The 14,620-nt window shown below is 69.4% G+C and carries 12 protein-coding genes; 7 read left to right on the forward strand and 5 right to left on the reverse strand.

Annotation, left to right across the window (positions count from 1 at the left end; all coding sequences use genetic code 11):
* Nucleotides 1–174: 174 nt before the first annotated feature.
* Nucleotides 175–954: an alpha/beta hydrolase gene (locus tag FHS42_RS02235; protein ID WP_184568752.1), complete on the reverse strand. Its 780-nt coding sequence runs from the start codon at nucleotides 952–954 to the stop codon at nucleotides 175–177.
* A 249-nt stretch (nucleotides 955–1,203) separates the two neighbouring features.
* Here FHS42_RS02235 and FHS42_RS02240 point away from each other — a divergent pair, with 249 nt between their 5' ends.
* The 4 genes from FHS42_RS02240 to FHS42_RS02255 all read left to right on the forward strand — a co-directional run bounded on the left by FHS42_RS02240 (nucleotide 1,204) and on the right by FHS42_RS02255 (nucleotide 5,264).
* The gene (locus FHS42_RS02240; protein WP_184568753.1) at nucleotides 1,204–2,073 is read left to right on the forward strand and encodes a lysophospholipid acyltransferase family protein; all 870 of its coding nucleotides are present in this window, start codon (nucleotides 1,204–1,206) and stop codon (nucleotides 2,071–2,073) included.
* A gap of 46 nt (nucleotides 2,074–2,119) precedes the next feature.
* The gene (macS, locus tag FHS42_RS02245) at nucleotides 2,120–3,385 is read left to right on the forward strand and encodes a MacS family sensor histidine kinase (protein WP_246494107.1); all 1,266 of its coding nucleotides are present in this window, start codon (nucleotides 2,120–2,122) and stop codon (nucleotides 3,383–3,385) included.
* Complete coding sequence (locus FHS42_RS02250) at nucleotides 3,382–4,056, forward strand: response regulator (RefSeq protein WP_184568754.1); 675 nt, start codon at nucleotides 3,382–3,384, stop codon at nucleotides 4,054–4,056. Before macS ends, FHS42_RS02250 begins: the two co-directional genes overlap by 4 nt.
* 179 nt (nucleotides 4,057–4,235) lie before the next feature.
* Nucleotides 4,236–5,264 carry a 6-phosphofructokinase gene (locus FHS42_RS02255; RefSeq protein ID WP_184568755.1) on the forward strand — a complete coding sequence of 343 codons (1,029 nt, stop codon included), beginning with the start codon at nucleotides 4,236–4,238 and terminating at the stop codon, nucleotides 5,262–5,264.
* 241 nt (nucleotides 5,265–5,505) lie between these two features.
* Here the strand turns inward: FHS42_RS02255 and FHS42_RS02260 are convergent, their stop codons facing one another.
* On the reverse strand, nucleotides 5,506–7,494 hold the full coding sequence (locus tag FHS42_RS02260; RefSeq protein WP_184568756.1) for an anthranilate synthase family protein: 1,989 nt from the start codon (nucleotides 7,492–7,494) through the stop codon (nucleotides 5,506–5,508).
* 487 nt (nucleotides 7,495–7,981) lie between these two features.
* Here FHS42_RS02260 and FHS42_RS02265 point away from each other — a divergent pair, with 487 nt between their 5' ends.
* Both FHS42_RS02265 and FHS42_RS02270 read left to right on the forward strand, forming a co-directional pair.
* Nucleotides 7,982–9,331, forward strand: coding sequence for a class II 3-deoxy-7-phosphoheptulonate synthase (locus tag FHS42_RS02265; RefSeq protein WP_184568757.1), 1,350 nt, complete (start codon nucleotides 7,982–7,984; stop codon nucleotides 9,329–9,331).
* 162 nt (nucleotides 9,332–9,493) lie between these two features.
* Nucleotides 9,494–9,799, forward strand: a complete 306-nt coding sequence (locus tag FHS42_RS02270; protein WP_184568758.1) for a (2Fe-2S)-binding protein — start codon at nucleotides 9,494–9,496, stop codon at nucleotides 9,797–9,799.
* 111 nt (nucleotides 9,800–9,910) lie between these two features.
* On the opposite strand, the gene bfr is transcribed toward FHS42_RS02270, so the two are convergent.
* Complete coding sequence (gene bfr, locus FHS42_RS02275; protein WP_184568759.1) at nucleotides 9,911–10,390, reverse strand: bacterioferritin; 480 nt, start codon at nucleotides 10,388–10,390, stop codon at nucleotides 9,911–9,913.
* 157 nt (nucleotides 10,391–10,547) lie between these two features.
* On the opposite strand from bfr, the gene FHS42_RS02280 reads away from it, so the two are divergent.
* The gene (locus FHS42_RS02280; protein ID WP_184568760.1) at nucleotides 10,548–11,171 is read left to right on the forward strand and encodes a sulfite oxidase-like oxidoreductase; all 624 of its coding nucleotides are present in this window, start codon (nucleotides 10,548–10,550) and stop codon (nucleotides 11,169–11,171) included.
* Nucleotides 11,172–11,269: 98 nt separating this feature from the next.
* On the opposite strand, the gene FHS42_RS02285 is transcribed toward FHS42_RS02280, so the two are convergent.
* Complete coding sequence (locus FHS42_RS02285) at nucleotides 11,270–12,148, reverse strand: deoxyribonuclease IV (RefSeq protein ID WP_184568761.1); 879 nt, start codon at nucleotides 12,146–12,148, stop codon at nucleotides 11,270–11,272.
* A gap of 246 nt (nucleotides 12,149–12,394) precedes the next feature.
* Entirely contained in the window at nucleotides 12,395–14,422 is a 2,028-nt protein-coding gene (gene pknB, locus FHS42_RS02290; RefSeq protein WP_184568762.1) for a Stk1 family PASTA domain-containing Ser/Thr kinase, read from the reverse strand.
* Nucleotides 14,423–14,620 lie beyond the last annotated feature (198 nt).

Raw genomic sequence — 14,620 nt, forward strand, 5'->3', positions numbered from 1 at the left:
CCGGGCGGACGGCGTGGCCCGGGGTGTCAGCGTCCACGGGGGCGGCGGTGTCCTGGGGGTGGGGGTCCGGCTGTTCGTCGGCAGCGGGACCGGTCAGCTTCTGGTCCGCGTCCGCGTTGGCGTCGCGCTCGGGCACCGGGCCCGGGCCCGTCTCTCCCTCAGCCCGTGGCACGGCTAGCCCACCCGATCCGGATGCGGCGCGCTGACACCGGGCGCGAGGCGGCTGATGAACCGGTGCGTGTCGGCGAAGATCAGGTCCGCGTCGTAGTCCAGCGTGGCCACGTGGTAGCTGCGCTCCAACAGTCGCTCGGTGATGTCCGTGGACGCGACCCGGCCCAGAATGCGCGCCGAGTCCACCGGCGGCACCACATGGTCTTGGGGGCTGTGCAACAGCAGCAGCGGCTGGGTGACACGCGGAAGATCGGCGTCCACTTGCTGGAAGAGCTGCCGCAGTGAGTGCGCGGCGTGCAGCGGCACCCGGTCGTAGCCGTACTCCTGGGAGCCCGGCTTGGCGATGTCGCTGGCGATGCCCTTCGTCGAAGGCACCAGATGCCGTACGACCGGCAGCGCCCTGGCCGCCACGTCGTGCACCTTGTTCGCCGGGTTGACCAAAACCAGTCCCCTGACGGTGTCCCCGTGCCGGGCCGCGAGCCGCAACGCCAGCGCGCCACCCATGGAAAGGCCACACACAAAGACCTGTTCACAGCGTTTCGCCAGCCTGTGCAGCTCCCGGTCCACCTCCGCGTACCAGTCTTGCCAACCGGTGACGGCCAGGTCCTGCCAGCGGGTGCCGTGACCGGGCAGCAGGGGCAGCGAAACGGTGTGGCCGCGCTCGGCCAAAGACTCGGCCCAGGGCCGAACGGACTGCGGGGAGCCGGTGAAGCCGTGGCAGACGAGCACGCCGACAGCTCCGCCGATGTGGTGGAACGGCTCGGCTCCGGGGGACAGCGGCACCGGGGTCTCCGTTCGGTCAGGGGCCGGACGCGGCCGGACGGTTGGGACTTCAGCCTACGCGGAGCGCCGCACGCCGGGTAGGCCGATCGGTGCCCGATATGGGCCCGGCGGACACTGGTCAGCGGTGGTACGGCCGGCCACGGGCCAGGGCGCGCGAGCCCGCTCGAACGTCGGGCGAGAGCCCCGCCGCGCGGCGGGTTAAGGTCTCCTCGTCGGATACAGGAGGTCCTCGGTTTGTTCTACGGCGCAATGAAGCTTTCCATCGGTGGGTCGCTGAAGCTTGCCTTTCGGCCCTGGGTGGAGGGCTTGGAGAACATCCCAGCTGAGGGGCCTGCGATTTTGGCGAGCAATCACCTCTCCTTCTCGGACTCCTTCTTCCTGCCCGCGATGCTCGACCGGAAGGTCACCTTCATCGCGAAGGCGGAGTACTTCACCTCACCTGGCCTCAAGGGCAAGATGACCGCCGCCTTCTTCAAGGGGGTGGGCCAGCTTCCGGTGGACCGCTCGGGGGCCCGCGGCGCCGGCGAGGCCGCGATCAAGAGCGGCATCGAGGTGCTGGAGCGGGGTGAGCTGTTCGGCATCTACCCGGAGGGCACCCGCTCCCCGGACGGGCGGCTCTACCGCGGTAAGCCCGGTGGTTTGGCCCGCGTCGCGCTGGCCAGTGGCGCTCCGGTGATCCCCGTCGCGATGATCGACACCGAGAAGATTCAGCCGCCGGGCAAGGTGATGCCGAAGCTGATGCGCCCCGGGATCAAGATCGGCAAGCCGCTGGACTTCAGCCGCTACTACGGCATGGACGGCGATCGGTTCATCCTCCGCTCGGTCACCGACGAGGTGATGTACGAGATCATGAAGCTGTCCGGCCAGGAGTACGTGGACGTCTACGCGACCGCCGCCAAGCGGCAACTCGCCGATGCGGCGAAGAAGCAGGCAGAGGAAGAAAGAGGAGTAAAGGGCGCAAAGGTCGCGAAGGCCGAAAGGGTCGCGCCCCCTGCCAAGACCGGGCACGAACAGCACGGCAGGCCAACGCAGTCGGATGCTCCGGACAGCTCGGGCCTCGCGGATAGCTCGCGTATTGCAGACGGCCAGGACACGGCGGAGCGGGACAAGGCCGACTAGGCCACCGACGCCGATAGGGGAGCGGTGCCCAGCGGGGGTGGGGGAGATGGCTCAGCGGCAGGTACGTGAGCGTCCGGTGCGTGAGCGCGTGGTGCGCATGTCCGTTGAGCAGCCACTGTGGCGCGCCCTCACCGGCTACCGCATACTCGCCGCGCTGTATGCGATTGCCCTGTACGCCCACGGCTACCACGAGTACGAGCATCCCCTCGGCGCCGGGGCGTACATGCTGCTGCTGGCCGGCTGGATGGCCTTCACCTGGCGCATGGTGGCCTCTGCCGAGCGATGCACCAAGCGCTTTTTGATCGTGGACCTCGGCGTGGCGATCGTCGGCATCCTGTTGACGCCGCTGGTCGATACCCATGAGCGGATCGTGGACGGCGGGCCAACCCTGCCGTCGATTTGGACCGCGGGCGCCGTGCTCGGCTTCGCCATCAAGGGCGGCTGGCGCTGGGGCGCGGTGGCGTCGGCTGTGGCGGGCGTCGCCAACATCGCCGAGCGCGGGGCCTTCGCGCAGAACACGGTGCACAACGTGCTGCTGGTGTGGGTGGCCAGCGTGGCCATCGGCTACGTGGTCGAGGTGGCCAGGGCCAGTGAGCGCACGCTGGCCCGCGCCCTACAGATCGAGGCGGCCACCCGAGAGCGGGAGCGACTCGCCCGCGACATCCACGACAGTGTGCTTCAGGTGCTCGCCATGGTGCAGCGGCGCGGCGTCGCCATCGGCGGCGACGCGGCCGAGCTCGGCCGGATGGCGGGCGAGCAGGAGGTGGCGCTGCGTACCCTGATCTCCAGCGGTCTTGGCCAGCGCGGCCACGGCCCGGCGGCCGGGCCGGTGGGAGGCGACGCCTTGCCGGTGGCGACCGTCAGGATCGCGGGCCGCGCTGCGGACGCCGCAGATGACCCGGGCGACGAGCCGTACGACCTACGGGCGCTGCTGGCGCCGCACGCCGGGGCCAAAGTCTCGTTCGCCGAACCGGGTGCTCCCGTGTTGCTGCCGGGCTCCGCCGCGGCAGAGCTGGCAGGGGCGGTGAGTGCCGCGCTGGACAATGTGCGCAACCACGCGGGGGACGACGCGCAGGCGTGGATTCTCGTCGAGGACGAACCGGACGCCGTGATCGTCACCGTCCGCGACGACGGCCCGGGCATACCGGAGGGGCGGCTCGCGGACGCCGAACGCGAGGGGCGGCTCGGCGTCGCCCTCTCGATCCGAGGACGCCTGCGCGACCTGGGCGGGAGCGCGGATCTCGTATCGGTCCCCGGACAGGGCACGGAGGTGGAGCTCAGAGTTCCGCGGGGGAGGAAGGACGCGTCATGAGCGAGGCAGCGACCGTACGAGTGATGGTGGTGGACGACCACCCGATGTGGCGGGACGCGGTCGCCCGCGATCTGGCCGAGGCCGGCTTCGATGTGGTGGCGACGGCAGGTGACGGGCCGCAGGCGGTGCGTAGGGCGATGGCGGTCGAGCCCGAGGTGTTGGTGCTCGACCTCAATCTGCCCGGCCTGCCCGGCGTGCAGGTGTGCAAGGAACTGGTGGGCGCGAACCCGGCGTTGCGGGTGCTCGTCCTGTCCGCGAGCGGCGAGCACGCCGATGTGCTGGAGGCCGTGAAGTCGGGCGCCACCGGCTACCTCCTCAAGTCGGCGTCCACCGCCGAACTCGTGGACGCAGTACGCCGGACGGCCGCCGGCGACACGGTGTTCACCCCTGGCCTCGCGGGCCTGGTCCTCGGCGAGTACCGGCGGCTCGCCACCGACCCGGCCCCGGCCCGGGCCAACGAACCGAGCGCCCCACGGTTGACCGACCGGGAGACCGAGGTGCTGCGCCTGGTCGCCAAGGGCCTTTCGTACAAGCAGATCGCCGAGCGGTTGGTCATCTCTCACCGCACCGTGCAAAACCACGTCCAAAACACCCTCGGCAAGCTACAACTGCACAACCGCGTCGAGCTGGTGCGTTACGCCATCGAACGGGGCCTGGACGACGGCGCTTAAGCCGCAGGCGACCGCCGAACGAACGCGCTGCGCCGTCCGTGCCCCTCGTACGGGTGAACGCGGCAACTCAACTTCCCCGCGGGGCAACGGAATTCATCAACCGCCCCATCCCCTGTGACCTGGATCACCGTTAGCGTGGTCCGTCATATCGGGTCATTCACGGGAGAAGGGAAGATGCGATGCGGGTCGGAGTGCTGACCGGAGGCGGTGACTGCCCCGGTCTCAACGCGGTCATCCGCGCAGCGGTGCGTAAGGGCGTCCAGGACTACGGATACTCGTTCACCGGATTCAGAGACGGCTGGCGCGGGCCACTGGCGGGCGACATCGTGCCGCTCGACATCCCCGCCGTGCGCGGCATCCTGCCGCGCGGCGGCACCATCCTCGGATCGTCGCGGACCAACCCCCTCAAGGCGGAGAACGGCATCCGTCGGATCAAGGAGAACCTCACCAAGTACGAGGTGGACGCGCTGATCGCGATCGGCGGCGAGGACACCCTCGGCGTCGCGGCACGCCTGTCGGACGAGTACGGAGTGCCGTGCGTCGGCGTCCCCAAGACCATCGACAACGACCTGTCCGCCACCGACTACACCTTCGGCTTCGACACCGCCGTCAACATCGCCACCGAGGCCATCGACCGACTGCACACCACGGCGGAGTCGCATATGCGGGTCCTGGTGGTGGAGGTGATGGGCCGGCACGCTGGCTGGATCGCCCTGCACTCGGGGCTTGCGGGCGGTGCCAACGTCATCCTCATCCCCGAGCAGCGATTCGACGTGCAGCAAGTCTGCGGCTGGGTCGAGTCCCGGTTCAAGGTTCGCTACGCGCCCATCGTCGTGGTCGCGGAAGGCGCAACGCCCAAGGGCGGCGAGATGGTCCTCAAGGACGGCTCGCTGGACTCCTTCGGGCATGTGCGGCTCTCCGGCGTCGGCGAGTGGCTGGCCAAGGAGATCGAAAGGCGCACCGGCAAAGAGGCCAGGACCACCGTGCTCGGCCACGTGCAGCGCGGCGGCACCCCCAGTGCCTTCGACCGCTGGCTGGCCACCCGCTTTGGTCTGCACGCCATCGAGGCGGTGCGGGACGAGGCCTACGGCGTGATGGTCTCGCTGCGTGGCACGGATGTGGTGCGCGTGCCGCTGGCCGACGCGACCGCGAAGCTGAAGACCGTGGACCCGAAGCTCTACGCGGAGGCCGGGGTCTTCTTCGGCTGACGCGCCACCGGCCGCCCCGGCACGAGCGCGCCTCGGGGCGGCCCGGCTGGCCCTGCCGGGTCTGGCCCGGATCGGTCTGCTTCGGCCCGGTCTGGTTCGGCAGGTCTGGTTCGGTTTAGCCCTACCGGGCCTGGCCCGGATCGGATGGGCCGGCGCCGGCGGATGCTGGTGGACACCGGTGGACGGGGCCGTGGCCCGGCCCCGTCCACTCGCCACTCGTCCGCTGGCGCCGCCGCTCCCGTCAGCTCAGCGGCACCGTCTCCCGGGCGAGCGTCAACTCCTGCGCCACCAACGCCGCACCGTTCAACGTCAGCACCGACTCCGGGTGGAACTGGAGCCCGCCAAAGCCAGCCCCGCGCAGCGCATGCACCTCACCGCTCATCGAGTCGCGGCTCAACTCCACGCCTTGCAGGGCCAGTTTGTGCACCACGGGCTCATCGCACCGGGCCGTGAACGTGTTGTAGAAGCCAACGGTCTCCGGCCGCCCGAAGAAGTCGATCCGTTCCTGGGCGCCCTGTGCCGGGACCTGCTTGCGTACGATGTCAAGCCCCAACTCCGCCGCGATCAGCTCATGGCCCAGGCACACGCCAAGCAGCCCGTGCCGATGGTGACGTACCAAATCGGCCGCGAGAGCGCGCAGTAGCCGCATCTTCGGGTCGGCTGTGGGGGAGGTGGCGGAGCTGTCGATGGGATTGCCGGGCCCGGGGCCGAGCACGATCGGGCCCGGATGCGTCAGCGCCGCCTCCCGCAGTCCTGGTTCGGCGAACCCCCGCACCTCGACCCGCAGCCCGGACGTGGCCAGCAGATGCGCCAGCATCGCCGTGAACGTGTCCTCGCCGTCAATCACCAGCGCATGCCCCGCCCGCCCCTCGTCAGGCCCTGGCGTGCGCATCCGCAGCCAAAACGGTGCCAGATCCGCGCGCCGCGCATCTAGGGCGGCCCGCACCCGGGGATCGTCCGCGAGCCGGGTGGGGCTCGCTCCGGTGGGGCGCGCCGGCGCTGCCCGCACGCCCAGCGCGGTCAGCACCCCGGCCGCCTTGGCGTGCGTCTCGGCGACCTCACCGCGCGGGTCTGAGTGCCGCACCAAGGTCGCCCCGACCGGCACCCGCAGCCGTCCGTGCACGTCGATGTCGGCGGTACGGATCAAGATGGGGGAGTCCAAGGTGCGGGCGCCTCCGGCGTCCCGGCCGATCAGCGCGAGCGCCCCCGCGTAGTAGCCGCGGGCCCGGCCGTCGTCACCGGGCGGCTCATGCCGGGCGATCACCCGGCACGCGTTTTGCACCGGAGAACCCGTGACGGTCGCCGCGAACATCGTCTGCCGCAGCACCTCCCGCACATCCAGCGTGCTGCGCCCGCGCAACTCGTACTCGGTGTGCGCCAGATGCGCCATCTCCCGCAACCGGGGACCGACGACCACCCCGCCCCGGTCACCGACGGCGCACATCATCTTCAGCTCTTCGTCCACGACCATCGACAGCTCCTCCACCTCCTTGCGATCGCGCAGGAAGGCGAGCAGCCCCTCGGCGTCGGGGCCCTGCTCCGGGTAGCGGTAGGTGCCGCTGATCGGGTTCATCACGACCGTCTCGCCCGACATCCGCACGTGCACCTCGGGGCTGGCACCGACCAGCGTCCGCTCGCCGGTGCGCACCACGTACGTCCAGTACGCGCCGCGCTCGCCGGCCAGCAGCCGCCGGAACAGTGCGAGTGCTTCCTGCGCACCGAAGCCGGGAATCTCGCCCTGGAAGGTTCGTCGAATCACGAAGTTGGCGCCCTCGCCGGTGCCGATCTCCTCATCGATGACGCGCCGCACGATCTGCGCGTATGCGTCGTCATCGATGTCGAAGGCGCCGTCACGCACCTGGACCGGGTCGGCGGGCAGCGCGTCCAGGAGGTCACCTAGCGGCAGCGCGTACGCCTCGTCGGGACGCAGCACGGCCAGCGGCGTCCCATCGTCGTGCGCGTCGAAGCCGCGCTCGCGGATCTGCCGAAACGGTACGAGGGCGAGCGCGTCCGATACCGCTGTGCCGTCCGGCAGCGGGCCCGCCTCCTCGGCCGGCAGCGGGATATCGGCGAGCCGAGACACCTCGCAGACCGGCCCGATCAGCACCTCCACGGTGTCCTGGTCGTGCCCCGGGGTGCGGCGGCGCAGGAGGGCGAACGGCGGACAGCCGGCGGTCAGCAGGCGCCGAACAAGCTCGGATGCGGTAGGTGGTGGCGTGTGGTGGGACATGGCGGGGTCCTTCCTGCCGGAACGGAGTCCACGGGGCTCGTCGTGGACCTTCAGGGGAGGAACGGCCTGCAAACGCAGCGAAGGCCGCCCCTCGGGGCGGCCTTCGCGTGGCGTTGAGTGAAACGCGCGTTAGTGGGCCGCCGAGTGAGCGGTCCACCACCAGAAGTTAGCTGGCTGCGCGTACATGAGCGGCACCATACCTGACGCTGGGCGGCTGCCGGCAGCTGGCGACCGGAGGAACTCCGCGAGGGCTCGCCGACCGGGCGGGGTATGCCGGTGGTCGGTGACGCCGAGCAGTGCGTCGAGCGCCGGCCGGCCAGATAGAGCGGACGGCGCGCAACCGGTCGTGAAGCCTCCGGCGCAGGTCAGCAACGGGGCGGGGGTCGCGTGTGGCCGGCTGCGAATCAGGCTGCTAATCAATCAGGGAAGTGTCTCAACTTATGGGCGAAGGCGTAGGGGCCCGCCAGGACCCCGTAATGTTGACGACGTGACCGTGAACGCTGAAACCCACGCCGGTGGCCACACCTGGCGCTCCCTTCCCGCGGCGCAGCAGCCCGACTGGCCGGACCACGAGGCTCTGCGCGATGTGCTCGCTGAGCTTGAGTCGTATCCGCCGCTCGTCTTCGCAGGCGAGTGCGACCAGTTGCGCGCGCGGCTGGGCGCGGTGGCGCGTGGTGAGGCGTTTTTGCTCCAGGGCGGTGACTGCGCGGAGGCGTTCGACGCCGTCGGCGCAGACCAGATCCGCAACAAGCTCAAGACGCTGCTCCAGATGGGCGCCGTCCTGACGTACGCGGGCTCGGTGCCGGTGGTCAAGGTCGGCCGGATCGCGGGCCAGTACAGCAAGCCCCGCTCCAAGCCGACCGAGACCCGCGACGGTGTGACGCTGCCCACCTACCGTGGTGACTCCGTCAACGGCTTCGAGTTCACCGAGGCCGCCCGCATTCCGGACCCGCAGCGGCTCAAGCGGATGTACCACGCGTCCGCCGCAACGCTGAACCTGGTGCGCGCCTTCACCACCGGTGGCTACGCCGACCTGCGCCAAGTGCACGCCTGGAACCAGGACTTCGTGAAGTCGTCCCCCTCCGGGCAGCGCTACGAGGCGCTGGCGCGCGAGATCGACCGCGCGCTGAACTTCATGAACGCCTGCGGGGTGGACCCCGAAGAGTTCAAGACCGTCGAGTTCTACTCCTCCCACGAGGCCCTGGTGCTCGACTACGAGTCGGCGCTCACCCGCGTTGACTCGCGCACCGGCGATCTGTACGACGTCTCCGGGCACATGGTGTGGATCGGTGAGCGCACCCGGCAGCTCGACGGCGCGCACATCGAGTTCGCCTCCAAGATCCGCAACCCGATCGGGGTGAAGCTCGGCCCGACCAGCACGGTCGAGGACGCGCTCACCCTTATCGAGCGCCTCGACCCGGACCGCGAGCCGGGACGGCTGACGTTCATCGCCCGGATGGGCGCGGACAAGGTCCGCGACAAGCTGCCCACCCTGGTGGAGAAGGTCTCCGCGTCCGGCGCTCAGGTCGTCTGGATCAGCGACCCCATGCACGGCAACACCTTCGAGGCGGCCTCCGGGCACAAGACGCGACGCTTCGATGACGTGTTGGACGAGGTCAAGGGCTTCTTCGAGGTCCACAAGAGCCTGGGCACCCACCCCGGTGGCATCCACGTCGAGCTGACCGGCGACGACGTCACCGAATGCGTGGGCGGCGGCGACGAAATCTTCGTGGACGATCTACATCAGCGCTACGAGACCGCGTGCGACCCCCGACTGAACCGCAGCCAGTCCCTTGACCTGGCCTTCTTGGTCGCGGAGATGTACCGCCACCAGTAAAAAATCAGCTAGTGAGATGGCGAGTGGGGCGCGGATCTGTGATCCGCGCCCCACTGCTGTTGCCTGAGCTGTTATCACCCAGGGAGGCCGGGTAAGGTAAGGGTAACCTCATCAATCAATGGCGATGGGGTTTCCCTATCAATCCGTCCGGGTGGTGACCGCGTGTACGTCTGTTCATGCTTCGGCATCACCGAGAAGCAAGTACGTGAGCATGCGGACAGCGGTGTCTGTACGCCTCGCCAAATAGCCTCTGCCAGCAAGGCTGGCACCGACTGCGGCTCGTGCGTACGTCGCATACAGGCGCTGCTCGGGCGAGGCGCTGGGTGCCCCCGGCGCGAGGTGCTCGACCGACTCGGCGCCGACGGTGCGACCACGGCGCTGGCGTCGGAGATGGCCGACTTGTCCCCGGCGCTGGCGTCGGAGACGGCCGATGTGCCCTCGGCGCTGCCCGCTGCCGAAGCGGCCTGACTGCGTGCTGTCGGCCGATCAGCGCTATCGCACCGCCGTCCGAAGCGAGCGGACCCGGCTGCATGAGGCGCCCGCCCGGCGGCGCATACGATCTGCCGAAGCCGGCGCCGGTTAGCTCTCGGGCTGCTCGATGATCTGCGCGATATAGAGCGGCTCGCCCAGCTTCTCGATCAGCTCAAGCTGGGTGTCGAGATAGTCGATGTGGTGTTCCTCGTCTTCGAGGATTTTTTCGAAGATGTTCGCTGACGTGATGTCGCCCTTGGCCCGCATGACCTCAATGCCGCGCCGCAGCCGGTCGATCGCCTCCACCTCGACCTGCCGGTCCGCCTGGAACATCTCGGTGACCGTCTGGCCGATTCGTACGTGGAACAGCCGCTGGTAGTTAGGCAAGCCCTCCAGGAACAGAATCCGATCGGTCAGCACCTCGGCGTGCTTCATCTCGTCGAACGACTCGTGCCGGGTGTACTTCGCGAGCTTGGTCCAACCGAAGTTCTCCTGCATTTTCGCGTGCAAGAAGTATTGGTTGATCGCGGTGAGCTCGCCGGTGAGCTGTTCATTGAGGAATTCAAGGACCTCGGGGTCGCCCTGCATCGCAGAGGCTCCTTCCAAAGCAAGCGGGAACGGGAGTTCGTGCGCATCCTCGCACCGCGCCGGCGACACCGTCCAGTAAGTGCATGCTTAGTATGAGTTGCCCGAATAGCAGAGTTGCTGGTCACGACCACCCCCGAAGGTCTGACACCATGGAGGCATGGGTCAGCCGGAAGGTCGTGAAGGGGCGCAGGGGCAGCTACCTCCGGGACAACGGCTACAGCGGGGCTGGCCGGTCACGCACTACGGGCCGGTGCCGCGGTTTCGCCCTGACCGCTGGGAGTTCCGGGTATTCGGCGCGACAGCAGACGGCGACAAGCGCTGTTGGACGCACGAGGAATTCTCGGCGCTTCCGTACTCCACCATCATGGCCGATCTGCACTGCGTAACGAAGTTCAGCATGCTGGGAGCGGAGTGGGGCGGCGTGCCGGCCCAACTGTTTCTGGAACGCGTGCCACCGGCCCCCGATGTCACCCATGTGATGGTGTGGGCCGAATACGGCTTCAGCTCGAATCTGCCACTGGAAGATTTCGCCGCCGAGCGGACGATTTTCGCCACGCACAAGGGCGGCGAACCGCTGACCGCCGAACACGGATTCCCGGTCCGACTCATCGTGCCCCAGCTCTACGCGTGGAAAGGCCCGAAATGGGTCCGCGGCGTGGAGTACATGACCGCGGACCGGCGGGGCTTTTGGGAAGAGCGCGGTTACCACAACGTCGGTGACCCCTGGCGCGAACAGCGTTACTCCTACCAGGAGAAGCCGGGCGAGGGGCCCGAACTGTAGCCGACTGCTAGCCGGCGCCTCGCTTGCCTGGGTCAGGAGCCCGCTGGCGCCTCGCTTGTGCCGGGGCTGCGGCCCTGGTGGGCGCCGCGCGGGGGCTCTCAGGCCGCCGCGCGGAGGTCCTTGAGTCGCGCCACGTCCGCCGCATGGCCTTCCTTGCCGCCGGGCGTCTCGATGACCAGCGGCACACCGGCGGTGGCCGGATGGGCGAACAGTTCGCCGAACGCATCGGCCCCGATGTGCCCGGCGCCGATGTTCTCGTGCCGGTCCTTATGGGCGCCGACGACGTCCTTCGAGTCGTTCGCGTGGATCAATTTCAGCCGACCTTCGCCCGTCACCTCGACCAGTTCATCCAGCAGCGCCTTGGTGCCTCCGATGGCCGCCATGTCATGCCCGGCCGCGAACGCATGGCAGGTGTCCAGACAGACGCCGAGCCGCGGATGGCGGTCGAGTACCTCGAAGTAGGGCCCTAGGTCCTCGGCGAGGGCGCACAGCGACGCCCCCTGCCCCGCGGTCGGCTCCAGCAACAGCCACGGGTCATCGTCGTGCGTCAGCTCGTCAAGTAGCGGCAGCAACCGCTCCCTGACCTGCGCCAGCGCGGTCTCGCGCGGTCGTCCGCCGGTCGCCGAGCCGGTGTGGACGACCACCCCGAGCGCCCCGATCGCCCGGCCCCTGCGCAGCGAGTGCCGCAGCGAGTCCACCGACCTCTCGGCCGTCGCCTCGGTGTGCGAGCCGAAATTGATCAGATACGGCGCATGGACGTACGCCGGAATCGAATCGGCGGCGCAGGCCGCACGGAACTCCTCGTCCTGGCGCGGATTCCCGAGCGGTGTGGCCCAGCCGCGCGGGTTGGCGACAAAGACCTGAACGGCCTCGGCACCCAGGTCACGGGCGTAGGGGAGCCCCACGGAGGCGAGTCCTCCGGCGACGGGAACATGGCCACCGATGGGGTTGCGGGTGCGAATAACAGACGTGCTCACGTACCCAGGGTGCCAGCCGAAACGGCCCCGCGGAGCGCTGGCCCCGGTGTCCTTGGCCACCTCACGGCCACCTCACAGCCGCTGCACGGCCGCCGTACGGCGGCACGGTTGCTGGTTGCTGGTTGCGGCAGGGCCGTGCGGCTGTCCTGGCCGCCGTACGGCTGCTGGTGGCGCATGGCCGGGGCGGGCGTGCTTGCGTGCTGGGTGCGGTCGGTCCTGTTGTTGGTCCTACGGTGCTCGCCGCGTTCAGCGCACCCGCAGGGTGATCTTGCTGCCCTTGGGGGCCTCGTCGCCGCCATCGACCGACTGGTGGAAGACCGTGTCGCCGAAGAAGAAGCGATCGACGCCGACCTCGAAGCCCTCTTCCTCCAGTTTGTCCCGTGCGTCGTCGAGGCTGTTGCCCTCGACCGAGGGCACCTCGATCATTTCCTCGCCCTTGGAGACCGTCAGGGTGATCGTGTCGCCCTCGGCTGCGCGGGACCCCTCGGGCGGGTTCTGAGCGGCGATGGTGTCCTTGTCCTCGTCCGAGAACACCTGCTCCTCGGCGATCTTGACCTCGAACCCTGAGTCGCGCAGCGCGGACTCGGCCTCTTCGATCTCGTCACCGATCACATCGGGAACATCGATCGGTGCACCCTTGCTCACGGTGATCGACACCGCCGAATCCGGCCTGCGCTCCGAACCGGCCTTGGGGTCGGTGGTCAAGGCGTCACCGCGCGGCGTCTCATCGCTGAACCGCTTGGTCACCTTGCCGACGCTCAGCCCGGCGTCCTCGATTTTCGCTCTGGCGTCGTCCAGGGACATCCCGGCGACATTCGGCACCTCGGCCGTCTCCGTACCGCGCGAGATCGTGATCGTCACCGTTCCCGTGTTGCGGATGCGGGCGTTGCTCTTTGGATGGGTCGAGATGACCTTGCCCTTGTCCACGACGTCACTGAAGCCGTGCTTGACCTTCACGTCGAGACCCGCGTCATGGATCTTCTTCTCGGCCCTGCCCTGCTCCATGCTGAGCACCGCGGGCACATGCGTGAACTGGCCGGAGTTTATGTACCAAACGCCCAGTCCGATGCCCAGGAGCAGCAGCACCGCCGTCACCAGGGTCAGCACCGGACGGCGTGGCATGCGCAGCCCGCCGGGGGCGCGCCGGGGCAGGCGCGGCGGGGGCTCGTCGTTGACGGGGCGCTCCGGCAGCAGCTGGGGCCGCAGCACGCTGGTGCGGTTCAGCTCGTCCTCCCCGGCTGCCCCTGCGCTCGGGTCGGCCTCGGCGCGGGGGGCGGGCTGCCGCTGGGTCTGCGCGGTGCTGGCCCGGGCCGCGGCGGCCCGCGGGAGCACGCTCGTACGGTCGTCGGGGCCGCTGCCCGCTCGTCGCACCGGGGTGTCAAGCGTCCCCGCCTTGGCCAGCGGCGGGGCCACATCGAGCTGCGTATCGGTGAGGCCCGAGCGCGCCGTACGCGCCAGGCCCAGGAACTCAACGGCACCGGCCGGGCGCAGCTCGGGGTCGCGTGCGGTCGCGCTGGCCACCAGCTCGTCCAGCTCGGGCGCGAGCCCGGGCACGCTCTGCGACGGGGCCGGTACCTCCTCGTGCAACTGCTGGTAGAGCACCTGCGCCGGAGTGGTGCCCGAGTGGGGCCTGGCGCCGGTCAGCATCTCGTACAGGACCACGCCGCACGCGTACACATCTGCCCGTGTGTCGGCCGTGCCGTGCTCGATCTGTTCGGGCGCCAGATAGGAGACGGTGCCCAGTACGGCGCCGGTCGAGGTGTTGGTCGCCGTGTCCACGGCCCGTACGAGCCCGAAGTCGGCGACCTTCACCCGACCGTCGTCCCCGATCAGGACGTTCTCCGGCTTCATGTCGCGGTGCACGAGCCCGGCCAGATGGGCCGCGCCCAGCGCCGCGAGCACCGGTTCCGCGATGTCGAGTGCGACGCGGGGCTGGAGCGCACCGCGCTCGCGCAGCACGTCGCGCAACGTGCACCCCGCGACGTACTCCATCGCGAGGTAGACGTAGGTGCCGTCCGTGCCCTGGTCGAACACGCCCACCACATTGGGATGGTCGAGCCGGGCCACCGACTTGGCCTCCCGGATGAACCGTTCGACGAACGCGGCGTCGGCGGCCAACGAGGGGTGCATCACCTTGAGCGCGAGCACCCGATCGAGGCGAGTATCGACGGCCCGGTAGACCGTCGCCATACCGCCGATGGCGATTCGCGCCTCGATCCGGTAGCGGCCGTCGAGCACGTGCCCGACGAGAGGGTCTTGCAGGGTCGTATCCACGACAAAGGAGTCTACGAGTAGGCCCCGACACCCGCGCTCACCAGCATCGGGGAAGAGACGACTGAAGCCGAACGGTGACAGGAGGATCGGACGGTTGTTCGAGTGGGAGGCTCGGTGCGCCGGCCTGCGCCCCGTAGTCCCCGCCTCCCGCCCGGTAGTCCCCGCCTCCCGCCCCGTGGCCTCCGCCCTGTGGCCCGC

Source organism: Streptomyces zagrosensis (assembly GCF_014203645.1).
In the GTDB taxonomy this organism is placed as follows: Bacteria; Actinomycetota; Actinomycetes; order Streptomycetales; family Streptomycetaceae; genus Streptomyces; species Streptomyces zagrosensis.

Bases quoted from the DNA above. Each gene is read 5' to 3' on its own strand.
- bfr (WP_184568759.1), bottom strand. From the start codon at position 10,390: ATGCAGGGCGACCCCGAGGTCCTTGAATTCCTCAATGAACAGCTCACC.
- FHS42_RS02240 (WP_184568753.1), top strand. From the start codon at position 1,204: ATGAAGCTTTCCATCGGTGGGTCGCTGAAGCTTGCCTTTCGGCCCTGG.
- FHS42_RS02260 (WP_184568756.1), bottom strand. From the start codon at position 7,494: ATGTCCCACCACACGCCACCACCTACCGCATCCGAGCTTGTTCGGCGC.
- FHS42_RS02250 (WP_184568754.1), top strand. From the start codon at position 3,382: ATGAGCGAGGCAGCGACCGTACGAGTGATGGTGGTGGACGACCACCCG.
- FHS42_RS02255 (WP_184568755.1), top strand. From the start codon at position 4,236: ATGCGGGTCGGAGTGCTGACCGGAGGCGGTGACTGCCCCGGTCTCAAC.
- macS (WP_246494107.1), top strand. From the start codon at position 2,120: ATGGCTCAGCGGCAGGTACGTGAGCGTCCGGTGCGTGAGCGCGTGGTG.
- FHS42_RS02280 (WP_184568760.1), top strand. From the start codon at position 10,548: ATGGGTCAGCCGGAAGGTCGTGAAGGGGCGCAGGGGCAGCTACCTCCG.